Origin of the sequence: Paucilactobacillus nenjiangensis, from assembly GCF_008632615.1 — a bacterium.
Taxonomy (GTDB): domain Bacteria; phylum Bacillota; class Bacilli; order Lactobacillales; family Lactobacillaceae; genus Paucilactobacillus; species Paucilactobacillus nenjiangensis.
This window is the reverse complement of the sequence record NZ_CP043939.1, coordinates 2,162,475-2,181,960: the sequence shown is the minus strand read 5'-3', so window position 1 is coordinate 2,181,960 and position 19,486 is coordinate 2,162,475. Positions and strand designations below refer to the sequence as shown.

Sequence of the window (19,486 nt, the reverse complement as noted above, 5' to 3'; positions counted from 1 at the left end):
TACTCACCCCCTTAGTTAACACGACTAGATTTATTGTCAGACGTTACTTTATCAACGCTGTCACTTAATGTTTCCTTCGATTTCTTTGCGCCATTACTGACGGCTTCCTTCGTTTTGTCTGTAGCATCGCTCACGCGATCTTGCAGAGAAGTCGAATCTTTTTCATGTTGCTCCTTTGTCTTGACATCAACAACATTCACATTTACCTCAATTACTTCTAAGTCGGTCATATTCTTTACTTCCCGAACGATAACATTTTTGATCTTGTCATACAGTTTAGAAATATCAATGCCGTATTCAGCAACAATGTCGAGATCCACTGCAACCTGCTTTTTTCCAACCTCTACATCAATTCCTGATGTGACATCGGAAGTATTAACTAGTTTTTCAGCAACATTTGCGAAAAAACCGCCATCTACGGTTAATAAGCCATCTACTTCAGAAAGTGCAATACCAATTATTTTTTGAATAACCTTATCATCAAATGTTAAATTGCCTTTAATACCAGACTTTTCGTTAGTTGTTGTTTTTTCACTTGGCGTTCCGTTCTGCATAATTTTTCCTCCTTATAATTCAAACAGTTATTTAAAAACATTTGTTAAGATACCAGTTTTTTGAATATAATAACCCGCGGTAATCCCGATTACCATAAAAATCAAAACAAAAAGCGTCTTTAAAAATCCAAAAGTGATGATAAGGACCGCTAAGAGCAATCCTATAATTCCACCAATTAGTGGCCAAAAATAGGCTTTAATGAGTTCGGTCACGTTATCACCTCCTAGACAACTCGAGATTGATGCACATTAGCGTCCGACTCATTGAAATCAACGAGTCGGATTTTTATTTTTTTCTGTTCAGAAATTCCAAGACAAATACGCAAATCTTTTTTTAATTGATTGAGAAAATTTGCAGTCTGTTTCTTGGCATTGACTGAATTTAGTAGATCACCCGATATTTTAAGTGTGATCCTTTTTCGTGATAACTTAGCTGATACCTTGGGGTTACCAATAAAGGGTTCATGTTGAAGTGCTGAAAGAGCAAAATGCTCAATAGCTTTCTTACTGATGGTAACTTGACCATCAGACTTTTGGTGAAGATATAATGACTGTGACCGTGGCCAAAAAAGTGTGATAATCAATAAAACAATTAACACCGCCGCCAGAATTATCCCACTCCAAAAAAGGTATATCGGTTCGTACTGATCCAACCAATCAAACTTTAATTGCATGGGTGTGCTAGTGCCAATGGCCGTTGACCAATTTTTAAAGACAAGAACTATGGACAAAGGAAATGCAAGGATAATAACAACTACTATTAAAGCCTTAAATATAAATCGCAAATCATCACCACCTTTACCATCATTATAGCAGACAGGTAGTGATGATGAAATTATATGCACTTATAAGAAACCAATTAAAATTTTTATTTGACTAAACCAACCTGGCCACTAGGGTATACCTTATTGGCTTTACTTGGCTGTATGAACTGATGCCACCTGAAATAGTTCAGTAGGATTGTCCAAATTAGGCGATATTTATCAAACAGTATGCAAGCTAATTTCGTGCTTGAAGATGGTAAAGGTTTGATATACATGCTGCTGTCACCACACAGAGGTCACCAGCCCCGAATAGCCAGATTCAGTTCCAGGTCTGCCGGACCCAAGACGACGAGCAGGGTTGTTTCAATAATCACCACGAAAGAAGGTTGCCAAGTTTTTGACAAGCATCAACGCTGCAATAAGGACGGTAAGCTAACCGTAACGCCAAAAGCTGATAAAACCGCGGAGTATGCTGGTAACCCAGCAAAACCAACGATGCCAGCGCCTAAGCCAACGGTTACTAAAGTAGTTAAGATGATCCAGACTGGTCATCACCAAACTTAATTTGATCGATTGGTGGCTTGGTTCAAATAATTGCTAGTCTGAGGGCTCAGCACGTGTACTAAACACATTAAGGAATGACTGATGACCAAAATAGGAGGAATCAACATGGCTGATAATGTGTTAATGGCCTATCATATTGTGCATGATCCCGATGATTGGGCGAAACATGTGTTGAATACGAAAAAGTTGTATAAGTGGCGGATCACTGAACAGACGAGAGGGATGCCAGTGATTTAAATTTAAAGTTTAAGTATGCTATTATAATATAAACGTGATTTATTAAGACCACTTAATTAATAATAGGACTTTAGCATGATTTCAAATATTTTCGTGCGAAAGATAGGCCCCATTTAAGGGATATAAGGGGATATTAGTAGTTTCTATTATAATTTAAAAAACCGATAGCCTTAATAAACCGGGATTTTAATGACAACATTTTATTTGAAATAGTGTGAAAGGTAGGTTTTTTATGTTAAGGAATAATTACTTTGGAGAGACTAAAACGCATTATAAACTGTATAAACGCGGTAAGAATTGGGCTGTCATGGGGATTTCATTATTTTCGCTGGGATTAGGGATGCTAGTTACCGGCCAGCCAGTGTCAGCTGATGTGACAGCCACCAGCACCTCAAGCAGTGCAGCAAAGGCTGAAACGACCAGTGCAAGTAGTAGCAGTGCAGCAAAGGCTGAAACGACCAGTGCAAGTAGTAGCAGTGCAGTGAAGGCTGAAACGACCAGTGCAAGTAGTAGCAGTGCAGCAAAGGCTGAAACGACCAGTGCAAGTAGTAGCAGTGCAGCAAAGGCTGAAACGACCAGTGCAAGTAGTAGCAGTGCAGTGAAGGCTGAAACGACCAGTGCGGGTGGAAACCAGATTGTAGCGCAGATAGCCACTAATGTTTCTAAAAATGATGCAATAGTTACAACTAAGTTTGCTCAAAACTATGATAGAAGGGTATTGGCAGGTTCAGTTACCAATACGGGTTTCTCAGTTAGTGATCCAGATTATCCATCTGGAATGTGGATTGATCCAGATAAATCTCATTACAGTTATGAATGGTTGCAAGCAAAATATGGTGGAAACCAGATTGTTTTTTCAACTAATCGAACGGGCGATGGAATTGTTTATGTAACGGAATTATCGCCATCAAATGCAGTTTTAAAACAATACACTTTAAATCAAAATACTAAGGTACCATCTGCTGTATTTGATAGCACTACCTACTATAATGATGCTTATTCTGCGATGGTTGAAAGTTCAAGAAATCCTTTTGCTGTTAAATATATTGCTAATAAATATGATAGTGGCTACTACAATAACCTATCTTATTTTGTACCCAAATTGATTACACAAACAACCTATTACGTTGATAAAGATGGCAAGCAAATCACCGACAGTAATGGTAATCTGGTTGTTGCTTATACACAAAAAGGGTTAGTTGGCCAAAATTATACGACCAGCGACGTAAATGTTATAAATGGTTACTATGCTACTGCACCTTCTAATTCAAATGGCGTTATGTCACCATACGGAGAGATTGGTGCTAGTTATGTTAAAAACTTTCATAATGGAACAGTTATTACTTACACTCAGACTGGTTCAGATGGAACAATGTCTGCTTCAATTGCTCAAGATGGAAAAGTTCTCAAAACATGGACAAATATAAAGCCCTCAGATCCTGCGATAATGTATCAAATAGGTTATACGACAAACGCAATTAAAAATCCATATATTCCACAAACCTCTGATGTTGAGTATGTTTACAGCAAGCTCGGCAACTGGGTCGTCTCTAATCCTGATGGCTCGACAAAATCAATTATTTATCCCAATGATCCTAGTGACCCTACTAAGATTGCTGATTCATCTGTGCCTGGTTACCCGGTTATTGATTTTCTTCCTGGCTATACACCTGAAGACCATATGGGGACTCCTTTGGTGCCAGTTGATCCCGATGACCGTACTAAGGGCTATATTCCGCCAATACCTTCTGATAATGGTACAGATACAACGATCACCTATACAGCAGATAAGCAAAAAGGTAGTGTCAGCTACGTTGATGATACGACTGGAAAAACTTTAAAGACGGACTCAATCTCAGGAACAACGGGTTCAAAATCCAGCTATAGTACCAGCGGTAGCATTGCCGATTATAAGAAACAAGGGTATGAGTTGGTCACCGATGGCTATCCAGCAGATTTGACGTTCGACAATGATGACACAACTGATCAGAATTTTACGGTTCACTTGAAGCATCGGTTGACGCCAGTGAATCCAACGGATCCACAGACACCTGGAACGCCAATCAATCCAGACGAACCAGATGGACCAAAGTGGCCAACTAGCACCAACTATGATAAGACGGTCAACGAGACGATTAGCTATGTTGATCAGAATGGACACGTAGTGGCCAAGCAACACACTGATTCTGTCAACTTCACACGAACAGTCGTTGTCGATAACGTTACTGGTGAAGTTATTACAAGTGGTGCTGGGACAACAGCCTGGACAGCGACAAATGGTGATACGACCTTTGATGCCGTTGTTAGCCCAGTGGTGTCGGGATCTGTAGCTGATAAAGCGCAGACAGCTGCCGTAACTGACCTGAATGCCGATTCAGCAGATGTTAATGAGACCGTGACATACACGAAAGTCGGATCATTGGTACCAAGCTCAAGTGATGGGAACTTCCCTGGAGCACGACCAGTAGTCTATCCAAATGACCCAAGTGATGCGACAAAGGTTACACCAGCCGATGTACCAACGGTACCAGGTTATACAGCACATGATCCAGAAGGTCATGTTTTGACACCAGGTAGCAGTTATCAGCCAAGTGATCCAACGAAAGATACAACGATCACCTATACAGCAGATAAGCAACAAGGTAGTGTCAGCTACGTTGATGATACGACTGGAAAAACTTTAAAGACGGACTCAATCTCAGGAACAACGGGTTCAAAATCCAGCTATAGTACCAGCGGTAGCATTGCCGATTATAAGAAACAAGGGTATGAGTTGGTCACCGATGGCTATCCAGCAGATTTGACGTTCGACAATGATGACACAACTGATCAGAATTTTACGGTTCACTTGAAGCATCGGTTGACGCCAGTGAATCCAACGGATCCACAGACACCTGGAACGCCAATCAATCCAGACGAACCAGATGGACCAAAGTGGCCAACTAGCACCAACTATGATAAGACGGTCAACGAGACGATTAGCTATGTTGATCAGAATGGACACGTAGTGGCCAAGCAACACACTGATTCTGTCAACTTCACACGAACGGTCGTTGTCGATAACGTTACTGGTGAAGTTATTACAAGTGGTGCTGGAACAACAGCCTGGACAGCGACAAATGGTGATACGACCTTTGATGCCGTTGTTAGCCCAGTGGTGCCGGGATCTGTAGCTGATAAAGCGCAGACAGCTGCCGTAACTGACCTGAATGCCGATTCAGCAGATGTTAATGAGACCGTGACATACACGAAAGTCGGATCATTGGTACCAAGCTCAAGTGATGGGAACTTCCCTGGAGCACCAACAGTAGTCTATCCAAATGACCCAAGTGATGCGACGAAGGTTACACCAGCCGGTGTACCGACGGTACCAGGTTATACAGCACATGATCCAGAAGGTCATGTTTTGACACCCGGTAGCAGTTATCAGCCAAGTGATCCAACGAAAGATACAACGATCACCTATACAGCAGATAAGCAAAAAGGTAGTGTCAGCTACGTTGATGATACGACCGGAAAAACTTTAAAGACGGATTCAATTTCAGGAACAACGGGCTCGAAATCCAGTTATAGTACCAGTGGCAACATTGCGGATTATAAGAAACAAGGGTATGAGTTGGTTACTGATGGCTATCCAGCAGATTTGACATTCGACAATGATGACACAACTGATCAGAACTTCACGGTTCACTTGAAGCATCAGCTGACGCCAGTGAATCCAACGGATCCACAGACACCGGGAGCGCCAATCAATCCAGATGAACCAGATGGACCAAAGTGGCCAGCTAGCACCAACTATGATAAGACGGTCAATGAGACCGTCAGCTATGTTGATCAGAATGGACACGTAGTGGCCAAGCAGCACACTGATTCCGTCAACTTCACACGAACGGTCGTTGTCGATAACGTTACTGGTGAAGTTATTACAAGTGGTGCTGGAACAACAGCCTGGACAGCGACAAATGGTGATACGACCTTTGATGCCGTTGTTAGCCCAGTGGTGCCGGGATCTGTAGCTGATAAAGCGCAGACAGCTGCCGTAACTGACCTGAATGCCGATTCAGCAGATGTTAATGAGACCGTGACATACACGAAAGTCGGATCATTGGTACCAAGCTCAAGTGATGGGAACTTCCCTGGAGCACCAACAGTAGTCTATCCAAATGACCCAAGTGATGCGACGAAGGTTACACCAGCCGGTGTACCGACGGTACCAGGTTATACAGCACATGATCCAGAAGGTCATGTTTTGACACCAGGTAGCAGTTATCAGCCAAGTGATCCAACGAAAGATACAACGATCACCTATACAGCAGATAAGCAAGAAGGTAGTGTCAGCTACGTTGATGATACGACCGGAAAAACTTTGAAGACGGATTCAATTTCAGGAACAACGGGCTCGAAATCCAGTTATAGTACTAGTGGCAACATTGCGGATTATAAGAAACAAGGGTATGAGTTGGTTACTGATGGCTATCCAGCAGATTTGACATTCGACAATGATGACACAACTGATCAGAATTTCACGGTTCACTTGAAGCATCAGCTGACACCAGTGAATCCAACGGATCCACAGACACCGGGAGCGCCAATCAATCCAGATGAACCAGATGGACCAAAGTGGCCAGCTAGCACCAACTATGATAAGACGGTCAATGAGACCGTCAGCTATGTTGATCAGAATGGACACGTAGTGGCCAAGCAACACACTGATTCCGTCAACTTCACACGAACGGTCGTTGTCGATAACGTTACTGGTGAAGTTATTACAAGTGGTGCTGGAACAACAGCCTGGACAGCGACAAATGGTGATACGACCTTTGATGCCGTTGTTAGCCCAGTGGTGCCGGGATCTGTAGCTGATAAAGCGCAGACAGCTGCCGTAACTGACCTGAATGCCGATTCAGCAGATGTTAATGAGACCGTGACATACACGAAAGTCGGATCATTGGTACCAAGCTCAAGTGATGGGAACTTCCCTGGAGCACCAACAGTAGTCTATCCAAATGACCCAAGTGATGCGACGAAGGTTACACCAGCCGGTGTACCGACGGTACCAGGTTATACAGCACATGATCCAGAAGGTCATGTTTTGACACCCGGTAGCAGTTATCAGCCAAGTGATCCAACGAAAGATACAACGATCACCTATACAGCAGATAAGCAACAAGGTAGTGTCAGCTACGTTGATGATACGACCGGAAAAACTTTAAAGACGGACTCAATCTCAGGAACAACGGGTTCAAAATCCAGCTATAGTACCAGCGGTAGCATTGCGGATTATAAGAAACAAGGGTATGAGTTGGTCACCGATGGCTATCCAGCAGATTTGACGTTCGACAATGATGACACAACTGATCAGAATTTCACGGTTCACTTGAAGCATCAGCTGACGCCAGTGAATCCAACGGATCCACAGACACCGGGAGCGCCAATCAATCCAGATGAACCAGATGGACCAAAGTGGCCAGCTAGCACCAACTATGATAAGACGGTCAATGAGACCGTCAGCTATGTTGATCAGAATGGACACGTAGTGGCCAAGCAACACACTGATTCCGTCAACTTCACACGAACGGTCGTTGTCGATAACGTTACTGGTGAAGTTATTACAAGTGGTGCTGGACAACAGCCTGGACAGCGACAAATGGTGATACGACCTTTGATGCCGTTGTTAGCCCAGTGGTGCCGGGATCTGTAGCTGATAAAGCGCAGACAGCTGCCGTAACTGACCTGAATGCCGATTCAGCAGATGTTAATGAGACCGTGACATACACGAAAGTCGGATCATTGGTACCAAGCTCAAGTGATGGGAACTTCCCTGGAGCACCAACAGTAGTCTATCCAAATGACCCAAGTGATGCGACGAAGGTTACACCAGCCGGTGTACCGACGGTACCAGGTTATACAGCACATGATCCAGAAGGTCATGTTTTGACACCAGGTAGCAGTTATCAGCCAAGTGATCCAACGAAAGATACAACGATCACCTATACAGCAGATAAGCAAAAAGGTAGTGTCAGCTACGTTGATGATACGACTGGAAAAACTTTAAAGACGGACTCAATCTCAGGAACAACGGGTTCAAAATCCAGCTATAGTACCAGCGGTAGCATTGCCGATTATAAGAAACAAGGGTATGAGTTGGTCACCGATGGCTATCCAGCAGATTTGACGTTCGACAATGATGACACAACTGATCAGAATTTTACGGTTCACTTGAAGCATCGGTTGACGCCAGTGAATCCAACGGATCCACAGACACCGGGAACGCCAATCAATCCAGACGAACCAGATGGACCAAAGTGGCCAACTAGCACCAACTATGATAAGACGGTCAATGAGACCGTCAGCTATGTTGATCAGAATGGACACGAAGTGGCCAAGCAGCACACTGATTCTGTCAACTTCACACGAACAGTCGTTGTCGATAACGTTACTGGTGAAGTTATTACAAGTGGTGCTGGAACAACAGCCTGGACAGCGACAAATGGTGATACGACCTTTGATGCCGTTGTTAGCCCAGTGGTGCCGGGATCTGTAGCTGATAAAGCGCAGACAGCTGCCGTAACTGACCTGAATGCCGATTCAGCAGATGTTAATGAGACCGTGACATACACGAAAGTCGGATCATTGGTACCAAGCTCAAGTGATGGGAACTTCCCTGGAGCACCAACAGTAGTCTATCCAAATGACCCAAGTGATGCGACGAAGGTTACACCAGCCGGTGTACCGACGGTACCAGGTTATACAGCACATGATCCAGAAGGTCATGTTTTGACACCAGGTAGCAGTTATCAGCCAAGTGATCCAACGAAAGATACAACGATCACCTATACAGCAGATAAGCAAAAAGGTAGTGTCAGCTACGTTGATGATACGACTGGAAAAACTTTAAAGACGGACTCAATCTCAGGAACAACGGGTTCAAAATCCAGCTATAGTACCAGCGGTAGCATTGCCGATTATAAGAAACAAGGGTATGAGTTGGTCACCGATGGCTATCCAGCAGATTTGACGTTCGACAATGATGACACAACTGATCAGAATTTTACGGTTCACTTGAAGCATCGGTTGACGCCAGTGAATCCAACGGATCCACAGACACCGGGAACGCCAATCAATCCAGACGAACCAGATGGACCAAAGTGGCCAACTAGCACCAACTATGATAAGACGGTCAACGAGACGATTAGCTATGTTGATCAGAATGGACACGTAGTGGCCAAGCAACACACTGATTCTGTCAACTTCACACGAACAGTCGTTGTCGATAACGTTACTGGTGAAGTTATTACAAGTGGTGCTGGGACAACAGCCTGGACAGCGACAAATGGTGATACGACCTTTGATGCCGTTGTTAGCCCAGTGGTGCCGGGATCTGTAGCTGATAAAGCGCAGACAGCTGCCGTAACTGACCTGAATGCCGATTCAGCAGATGTTAATGAGACCGTGACATACACGAAAGTCGGATCATTGGTACCAAGCTCAAGTGATGGGAACTTCCCTGGAGCACCAACAGTAGTCTATCCAAATGACCCAAGTGATGCGACGAAGGTTACACCAGCCGGTGTACCGACGGTACCAGGTTATACAGCACATGATCCAGAAGGTCATGTTTTGACACCCGGTAGCAGTTATCAGCCAAGTGATCCAACGAAAGATACAACGATCACCTATACAGCAGATAAGCAAAAAGGTAGTGTCAGCTACGTTGATGATACGACCGGAAAAACTTTAAAGACGGATTCAATTTCAGGAACAACGGGCTCGAAATCCAGTTATAGTACTAGTGGCAACATTGCCGATTATAAGAAACAAGGGTATGAGTTGGTTACTGATGGCTATCCAGCAGATTTGACATTCGACAATGATGACACAACTGATCAGAACTTCACGGTTCACTTGAAGCATCAGCTGACGCCAGTGAATCCAACGGATCCACAGACACCGGGAGCGCCAATCAATCCAGATGAACCAGATGGACCAAAGTGGCCAACTAGCACCAACTATGATAAGACGGTCAATGAGACCGTCAGCTATGTTGATCAGAATGGACACGTAGTGGCCAAGCCGCACACTGATTCCGTCAACTTCACACGAACGGTCGTTGTCGATAACGTTACTGGTGAAGTTATTACAAGTGGTGCTGGAACAACAGCCTGGACAGCGACAAATGGTGATACGACCTTTGATGCCGTTGTTAGCCCAGTGGTGCCGGGATCTGTAGCTGATAAAGCGCAGACAGCTGCCGTAACTGACCTGAATGCCGATTCAGCAGATGTTAATGAGACCGTGACATACACGAAAGTCGGATCATTGGTACCAAGCTCAAGTGATGGGAACTTCCCTGGAGCACCAACAGTAGTCTATCCAAATGACCCAAGTGATGCGACGAAGGTTACACCAGCCGGTGTACCGACGGTACCAGGTTATACAGCACATGATCCAGAAGGTCATGTTTTGACACCCGGTAGCAGTTATCAGCCAAGTGATCCAACGAAAGATACAACGATCACCTATACAGCAGATAAGCAAAAAGGTAGTGTCAGCTACGTTGATGATACGACCGGAAAAACTTTAAAGACGGATTCAATTTCAGGAACAACGGGCTCGAAATCCAGTTATAGTACCAGTGGCAACATTGCGGATTATAAGAAACAAGGGTATGAGTTGGTTACTGATGGCTATCCAGCAGATTTGACATTCGACAATGATGACACAACTGATCAGAACTTCACGGTTCACTTGAAGCATCAGCTGACGCCAGTGAATCCAACGGATCCACAGACACCGGGAGCGCCAATCAATCCAGATGAACCAGATGGACCAAAGTGGCCAACTAGCACCAACTATGATAAGACGGTCAATGAGACCGTCAGCTATGTTGATCAGAATGGACACGAAGTGGCCAAGCAGCACACTGATTCTGTCAACTTCACACGAACAGTCGTTGTCGATAACGTTACTGGTGAAGTTATTACAAGTGGTGCTGGAACAACAGCCTGGACAGCGACAAATGGTGATACGACCTTTGATGCCGTTGTTAGCCCAGTGGTGCCGGGATCTGTAGCTGATAAAGCGCAGACAGCTGCCGTAACTGACCTGAATGCCGATTCAGCAGATGTTAATGAGACCGTGACATACACGAAAGTCGGATCATTGGTACCAAGCTCAAGTGATGGGAACTTCCCTGGAGCACCAACAGTAGTCTATCCAAATGACCCAAGTGATGCGACGAAGGTTACACCAGCCGGTGTACCGACGGTACCAGGTTATACAGCACATGATCCAGAAGGTCATGTTTTGACACCAGGTAGCAGTTATCAGCCAAGTGATCCAACGAAAGATACAACGATCACCTATACAGCAGATAAGCAACAAGGTAGTGTCAGCTACGTTGATGATACGACTGGAAAAACTTTAAAGACGGACTCAATCTCAGGAACAACGGGTTCAAAATCCAGCTATAGTACCAGTGGCAACATTGCGGATTATAAGAAACAAGGGTATGAGTTGGTCACCGATGGCTATCCAGCAGATTTGACGTTCGACAATGATGACACAACTGATCAGAATTTCACGGTTCACTTGAAGCATCGGTTGACGCCAGTGAATCCAACGGATCCACAGACACCGGGAACGCCAATCAATCCAGACGAACCAGATGGACCAAAGTGGCCAACTAGCACCAACTATGATAAGACGGTCAACGAGACGATTAGCTATGTTGATCAGAATGGACACGTAGTGGCCAAGCAACACACTGATTCTGTCAACTTCACACGAACAGTCGTTGTCGATAACGTTACTGGTGAAGTTATTACAAGTGGTGCTGGAACAACAGCCTGGACAGCGACAAATGGTGATACGACCTTTGATGCCGTTGTTAGCCCAGTGGTGCCGGGATCTGTAGCTGATAAAGCGCAGACAGCTGCCGTAACTGACCTGAATGCCGATTCAGCAGATGTTAATGAGACCGTGACATACACGAAAGTCGGATCATTGGTACCAAGCTCAAGTGATGGGAACTTCCCTGGAGCACCAACAGTAGTCTATCCAAATGACCCAAGTGATGCGACGAAGGTTACACCAGCCGGTGTACCGACGGTACCAGGTTATACAGCACATGATCCAGAAGGTTATGTTTTGACACCCGGTAGCAGTTATCAGCCAAGTGATCCAACGAAAGATACAACGATCACCTATACAGCAGATAAGCAAAAAGGTAGTGTCAGCTACGTTGATGATACGACCGGAAAAACTTTAAAGACGGATTCAATTTCAGGAACAACGGGCTCGAAATCCAGTTATAGTACTAGTGGCAACATTGCGGATTATAAGAAACAAGGGTATGAGTTGGTTACTGATGGCTATCCAGCAGATTTGACATTCGACAATGATGACACAACTGATCAGAACTTCACGGTTCACTTGAAGCATCAGCTGACGCCAGTGAATCCAACGGATCCACAGACACCGGGAGCGCCAATCAATCCAGATGAACCAGATGGGCCAAAGTGGCCAACTAGCACCAACTATGATAAGACGGTCAATGAGACCGTCAGCTATGTTGATCAGAATGGACACGAAGTGGCCAAGCAGCACACTGATTCTGTCAACTTCACACGAACAGTCGTTGTCGATAACGTTACTGGTGAAGTTATTACAAGTGGTGCTGGAACAACAGCCTGGACAGCGACAAATGGTGATACGACCTTTGATGCCGTTGTTAGCCCAGTGGTGCCGGGATCTGTAGCTGATAAAGCGCAGACAGCTGCCGTAACTGACCTGAATGCCGATTCAGCAGATGTTAATGAGACCGTGACATACACGAAAGTCGGATCATTGGTACCAAGCTCAAGTGATGGGAACTTCCCTGGAGCACCAACAGTAGTCTATCCAAATGACCCAAGTGATGCGACGAAGGTTACACCAGCCGGTGTACCGACGGTACCAGGTTATACAGCACATGATCCAGAAGGTTATGTTTTGACACCCGGTAGCAGTTATCAGCCAAGTGATCCAACGAAAGATACAACGATCACCTATACAGCAGATAAGCAAAAAGGTAGTGTCAGCTACGTTGATGATACGACCGGAAAAACTTTAAAGACGGATTCAATTTCAGGAACAACGGGCTCGAAATCCAGTTATAGTACTAGTGGCAACATTGCGGATTATAAGAAACAAGGGTATGAGTTGGTTACTGATGGCTATCCAGCAGATTTGACATTCGACAATGATGACACAACTGATCAGAACTTCACGGTTCACTTGAAGCATCAGCTGACGCCAGTGAATCCAACGGATCCACAGACACCGGGAGCGCCAATCAATCCAGATGAACCAGATGGACCAAAGTGGCCAACTAGCACCAACTATGATAAGACGGTCAATGAGACCGTCAGCTATGTTGATCAGAATGGACACGAAGTGGCCAAGCAGCACACTGATTCTGTCAACTTCACACGAACAGTCGTTGTCGATAACGTTACTGGTGAAGTTATTACAAGTGGTGCTGGAACAACAGCCTGGACAGCGACAAATGGTGATACGACCTTTGATGCCGTTGTTAGCCCAGTGGTGCCGGGATCTGTAGCTGATAAAGCGCAGACAGCTGCCGTAACTGACCTGAATGCCGATTCAGCAGATGTTAATGAGACCGTGACATACACGAAAGTCGGATCATTGGTACCAAGCTCAAGTGATGGGAACTTCCCTGGAGCACGACCAGTAGTCTATCCAAATGACCCAAGTGATGCGACGAAGGTTACACCAGCCGGTGTACCGACGGTACCAGGTTATACAGCACATGATCCAGAAGGTCATGTTTTGACACCAGGTAGCAGTTATCAGCCAAGTGATCCAACGAAAGATACAACGATCACCTATACAGCAGATAAGCAACAAGGTAGTGTCAGCTACGTTGATGATACGACTGGAAAAACTTTAAAGACGGACTCAATCTCAGGAACAACGGGTTCAAAATCCAGCTATAGTACCAGCGGTAGCATTGCCGATTATAAGAAACAAGGGTATGAGTTGGTCACCGATGGCTATCCAGCAGATTTGACGTTCGACAATGATGACACAACTGATCAGAATTTTACGGTTCACTTGAAGCATCAGCTGACGCCAGTGAATCCAACGGATCCACAGACACCGGGAGCGCCAATCAATCCAGATGAACCAGATGGACCAAAGTGGCCAGCTAGCACCAACTATGATAAGACGGTCAATGAGACCGTCAGCTATGTTGATCAGAATGGACACGTAGTGGCCAAGCAGCACACTGATTCCGTCAACTTCACACGAACGGTCGTTGTCGATAACGTTACTGGTGAAGTTATTACAAGTGGTGATGGGACAACAGCCTGGACAGCGACAAATGGTGATACGACCTTTGATGCCGTTGTTAGCCCAGTGGTGCCAGGATCTGTAGCTGATAAAGCACAGACAGCTGCCGTAACTGACCTGAATGCCGATTCAGCAAATGTTAATGAGACCGTGACATACACGAAAGTCGGATCATTGGTACCAAGCTCAAGTGATGGGAACTTCCCTGGAGCACGACCAGTAGTCTATCCAAATGACCCAAGTGATGCGACAAAGGTTACACCAGCCGGTGTACCAACGGTAGCAGGTTATACAGCACATGATCCAGAAGGTCATGTTTTGACACCAGGTAGCAGTTATCAGCCAAGTGATCCAACGAAAGATACAACGATCACCTATACAGCAGATAAGCAACAAGGTAGTGTCAGCTACGTTGATGATACGACTGGAGAAACTTTAAAGACGGACTCAATCTCAGGAACAACGGGTTCAAAATCCAGCTATAGTACCAGCGGTAGCATTGCGGATTATAAGAAACAAGGGTATGAGTTGGTCACCGATGGCTATCCAGCAGATTTGACGTTCGACAATGATGACACAACTGATCAGAATTTCACGGTTCACTTGAAGCATCAGCTGACGCCAGTGAATCCAACGGATCCACAGACACCGGGAGCGCCAATCAATCCAGATGAACCAGATGGACCAAAGTGGCCAACTAGCACCAACTATGATAAGACGGTCAATGAGACCGTCAGCTATGTTGATCAGAATGGACACGTAGTGGCCAAGCAACACACTGATTCCGTCAACTTCACACGAACGGTCGTTGTCGATAACGTTACTGGTGAAGTTATTACAAGTGGTGATGGGACAACAGCCTGGACAGCGACAAATGGTGATACGACCTTTGATGCCGTTGTTAGCCCAGTGGTGCCGGGATCTGTAGCTGATAAAGCGCAGACAGCTGCCGTAACTGACCTGAATGCCGATTCAGCAGATGTTAATGAGACCGTGACATACACGAAAGTCGGATCATTGGTACCAAGCTCAAGTGATGGGAACTTCCCTGGAGCACCAACAGTAGTCTATCCAAATGACCCAAGTGATGCGACGAAGGTTACACCAGCCGGTGTACCGACGGTACCAGGTTATACAGCACATGATCCAGAAGGTCATGTTTTGACACCCGGTAGCAGTTATCAGCCAAGTGATCCAACGAAAGATACAACGATCACCTATACAGCAGATAAGCAAAAAGGTAGTGTCAGCTACGTTGATGATACGACCGGAAAAACTTTAAAGACGGACTCAATCTCAGGAACAACGGGCTCGAAATCCAGTTATAGTACCAGTGGCAGCATTGCGGATTATAAGAAACAAGGGTATGAGTTGGTTACTGATGGCTATCCAGCAGATTTGACATTCGACAATGATGACACAACTGATCAGAATTTCACGGTTCACTTGAAGCATCAGCTGACGCCAGTGAATCCAACGGATCCACAGACACCGGGAGCGCCAATCAATCCAGATGAACCAGATGGACCAAAGTGGCCAGCTAGCACCAACTATGATAAGACGGTCAATGAGACCGTCAGCTATGTTGATCAGAATGGACACGGAGTGGCCAAGCAGCACACTGATTCTGTCAACTTCACACGAACAGTCGTTGTCGATAACGTTACTGGTGAAGTTATTACAAGTGGTGCTGGAACAACAGCCTGGACAGCGACAAATGGTGATACGACCTTTGATGCTGTTGTTAGCCCAGTGGTGCCGGGATCTGTAGCTGATAAAGCGCAGACAGCTGCCGTAACTGACCTGAATGCCGATTCAGCAGATGTTAATGAGACCGTGACATACACGAAAGTCGGATCATTGGTACCAAGCTCAAGTGATGGGAACTTCCCTGGAGCACCAACAGTAGTCTATCCAAATGACCCAAGTGATGCGACGAAGGTTACACCAGCCGGTGTACCGACGGTACCAGGTTATACAGCACATGATCCAGAAGGTCATGTTTTGACACCAGGTAGCAGTTATCAGCCAAGTGATCCAACGAAAGATACAACGATCACCTATACAGCAGATAAGCAACAAGGTAGTGTCAGCTACGTTGATGATACGACTGGAAAAACTTTAAAGACGGACTCAATCTCAGGAACAACGGGTTCAAAATCCAGCTATAGTACCAGCGGTAGCATTGCCGATTATAAGAAACAAGGGTATGAGTTGGTCACCGATGGCTATCCAGCAGATTTGACGTTCGACAATGATGACACAACTGATCAGAATTTTACGGTTCACTTGAAGCATCGGTTGACGCCAGTGAATCCAACGGATCCACAGACACCTGGAACGCCAATCAATCCAGACGAACCAGATGGACCAAAGTGGCCAACTAGCACCAACTATGATAAGACGGTCAACGAGACGATTAGCTATGTTGATCAGAATGGACACGTAGTGGCCAAGCAACACACTGATTCTGTCAACTTCACACGAACAGTCGTTGTCGATAACGTTACTGGTGAAGTTATTACAAGTGGTGCTGGGACAACAGCCTGGACAGCGACAAATGGTGATACGACCTTTGATGCCGTTGTTAGCCCAGTGGCGTCGGGATCTGTAGCTGATAAAGCGCAGACAGCTGCCGTAACTGACCTGAATGCCGATTCAGCAGATGTTAATGAGACCGTGACATACACGAAAGTCGGATCATTGGTACCAAGCTCAAGTGATGGGAACTTCCCTGGAGCACGACCAGTAGTCTATCCAAATGACCCAAGTGATGCGACAAAGGTTACACCAGCCGATGTACCAACGGTACCAGGTTATACAGCACATGATCCAGAAGGTCATGTTTTGACACCAGGTAGCAGTTATCAGCCAAGTGATCCAACGAAAGATACAACGATCACCTATACAGCAGATAAGCAACAAGGTAGTGTCAGCTACGTTGATGATACGACTGGAAAAACTTTAAAGACGGACTCAATCTCAGGAACAACGGGTTCAAAATCCAGCTATAGTACCAGCGGTAGCATTGCCGATTATAAGAAACAAGGGTATGAGTTGGTCACCGATGGCTATCCAGCAGATTTGACGTTCGACAATGATGACACAACTGATCAGAATTTTACGGTTCACTTGAAGCATCGGTTGACGCCAGTGAATCCAACGGATCCACAGACACCTGGAACGCCAATCAATCCAGACGAACCAGATGGACCAAAGTGGCCAACTAGCACCAACTATGATAAGACGGTCAACGAGACGATTAGCTATGTTGATCAGAATGGACACGTAGTGGCCAAGCAACACACTGATTCTGTCAACTTCACACGAACGGTCGTTGTCGATAACGTTACTGGTGAAGTTATTACAAGTGGTGCTGGAACAACAGCCTGGACAGCGACAAATGGTGATACGACCTTTGATGCCGTTGTTAGCCCAGTGGTGCCGGGATCTGTAGCTGATAAAGCGCAGACAGCTGCCGTAACTGACCTGAATGCCGATTCAGCAGATGTTAATGAGACCGTGACATACACGAAAGTCGGATCATTGGTACCAAGCTCAAGTGATGGGAACTTCCCTGGAGCACCAACAGTAGTCTATCCAAATGACCCAAGTGATGCGACGAAGGTTACACCAGCCGGTGTACCGACGGTACCAGGTTATACAGCACATGATCCAGAAGGTCATGTTTTGACACCCGGTAGCAGTTATCAGCCAAGTGATCCAACGAAAGATACAACGATCACCTATACAGCAGATAAGCAAAAAGGTAGTGTCAGCTACGTTGATGATACGACCGGAAAAACTTTAAAGACGGATTCAATTTCAGGAACAACGGGCTCGAAATCCAGTTATAGTACCAGTGGCAACATTGCGGATTATAAGAAACAAGGGTATGAGTTGGTTACTGATGGCTATCCAGCAGATTTGACATTCGACAATGATGACACAACTGATCAGAACTTCACGGTTCACTTGAAGCATCAAAACATTCAGTCTACAGAGGCCAAAACCGTTACAGAAACTATTCATTATCAAGGCGCTGGTAATCAAACTCCTGCTGATAACACCGCTCAAGTGACCTTTACGCGTCAAGTCTCAACTGATACGGTTACAGGTGAAAAGACCTATGGGTCTTGGTCAGCTGGTCAAAGCTTTGCGGCAGTGACTAGCCCAGTTATTAAGGGTTATACGCCAGATCAAGCTGAAATTGGGGCACAAACTGTGAGTGGTGACGCTAGTGATCTTGACTTCACGGTGATTTATACCAAGGATGCGCCAACAAAACCAGTTAATCCAAGTCAACCAACGACGCCAGCAAAACCGGTTCAGGCTGGTCAAGCGGCGGCTACTAATTTTGTGGACCAACGGTTGCCTCAAACTGGTGAAACTGATCAACAACACATGACGCTGAGTGGCTTATTACTATTAGCAATGAGTAGTGTGTTAGGACTCTTCGGAATGACTAAGCGGCAGCGCAAAGAATAGGATGATATTATATGCTAAATCATCGGCAAACTAAGATCCAGTTTGAGAGCTTAGCAACCCTACAGGCTATTCAGAAACAAGCATACCAGATGTTAATGCAAGGGCTGACCACAACTGGTTTCTCAATGCGTGAGTGCGGAATATTAATCTATCTGGAACAACACGGACAAGCCACTGCTAGTGAATTAGCTGATGCGTTCATAGTTAAGCGCACACTAATTTTCAGAAACACTTGGCGACTGATTCAAGATAATTTAATTCAATCACAAGTAAATCAAACTGATCGACGAATTGTGCGGCTAACCTTGACTACTAATGGCCAAGAAACTGTCCAAAGGAGCGTTCGGCAAGTGCAAGCAAATTTAAAAACTTTCAACCAAAGTCACGATTTGGAGAAGTTGACTAAACAAGTGGAAACTTTGTCACAACAACTGGCTAAGATAAATTAAAAGTTTTTCAAAGTAAGTAAAGATGCCTTAATGTAAATAAAGATCGGTCCGTTAAAACCCTTGGGGTTGA

General features: G+C 45.2%; 7 protein-coding genes. 4 read left to right on the top strand and 3 right to left on the bottom strand.

The window, feature by feature from the left end; genetic code table 11:
• Positions 1-11 precede the first annotated feature (11 nt).
• From F0161_RS10955 to amaP, 3 genes are read right to left on the bottom strand one after another with little or no spacing between them, the layout of a single operon-like run.
• Positions 12-554, bottom strand: coding sequence for an Asp23/Gls24 family envelope stress response protein (locus F0161_RS10955; RefSeq protein WP_150203729.1), 543 nt, complete (start codon positions 552-554; stop codon positions 12-14).
• 27 nt (positions 555-581) lie between these two features.
• Positions 582-767, bottom strand: a complete 186-nt coding sequence (locus F0161_RS10950; RefSeq protein ID WP_041095700.1) for a DUF2273 domain-containing protein — start codon at positions 765-767, stop codon at positions 582-584.
• An 11-nt stretch (positions 768-778) separates the two neighbouring features.
• The gene (gene amaP, locus F0161_RS10945; RefSeq protein WP_041095702.1) at positions 779-1,339 is read right to left on the bottom strand and encodes an alkaline shock response membrane anchor protein AmaP; all 561 of its coding nucleotides are present in this window, start codon (positions 1,337-1,339) and stop codon (positions 779-781) included.
• Between the two features lie 648 nt (positions 1,340-1,987).
• Between amaP and F0161_RS11635 the strand changes: the two genes are divergently transcribed.
• The 4 genes from F0161_RS11635 (at position 1,988) to F0161_RS10915 (ending at position 19,416) form a co-directional block, all read left to right on the top strand.
• Positions 1,988-2,119, top strand: coding sequence for a DUF5839 family protein (locus F0161_RS11635; protein WP_220096583.1), 132 nt, complete (start codon positions 1,988-1,990; stop codon positions 2,117-2,119).
• A 232-nt stretch (positions 2,120-2,351) separates the two neighbouring features.
• A complete protein-coding gene (locus tag F0161_RS10935) occupies positions 2,352-7,820 on the top strand; it encodes a mucin-binding protein (RefSeq protein ID WP_225423138.1) in 5,469 nt (1,822 codons plus the stop codon).
• Positions 7,805-18,967 (top strand): mucin-binding protein, encoded by an 11,163-nt coding sequence (locus F0161_RS11630; protein WP_225423136.1) that lies wholly within the window; start codon positions 7,805-7,807, stop codon positions 18,965-18,967. Before F0161_RS10935 ends, F0161_RS11630 begins: the two co-directional genes overlap by 16 nt.
• 11 nt (positions 18,968-18,978) lie before the next feature.
• Positions 18,979-19,416, top strand: a complete 438-nt coding sequence (locus F0161_RS10915; protein ID WP_068281351.1) for a MarR family winged helix-turn-helix transcriptional regulator — start codon at positions 18,979-18,981, stop codon at positions 19,414-19,416.
• Positions 19,417-19,486 lie beyond the last annotated feature (70 nt).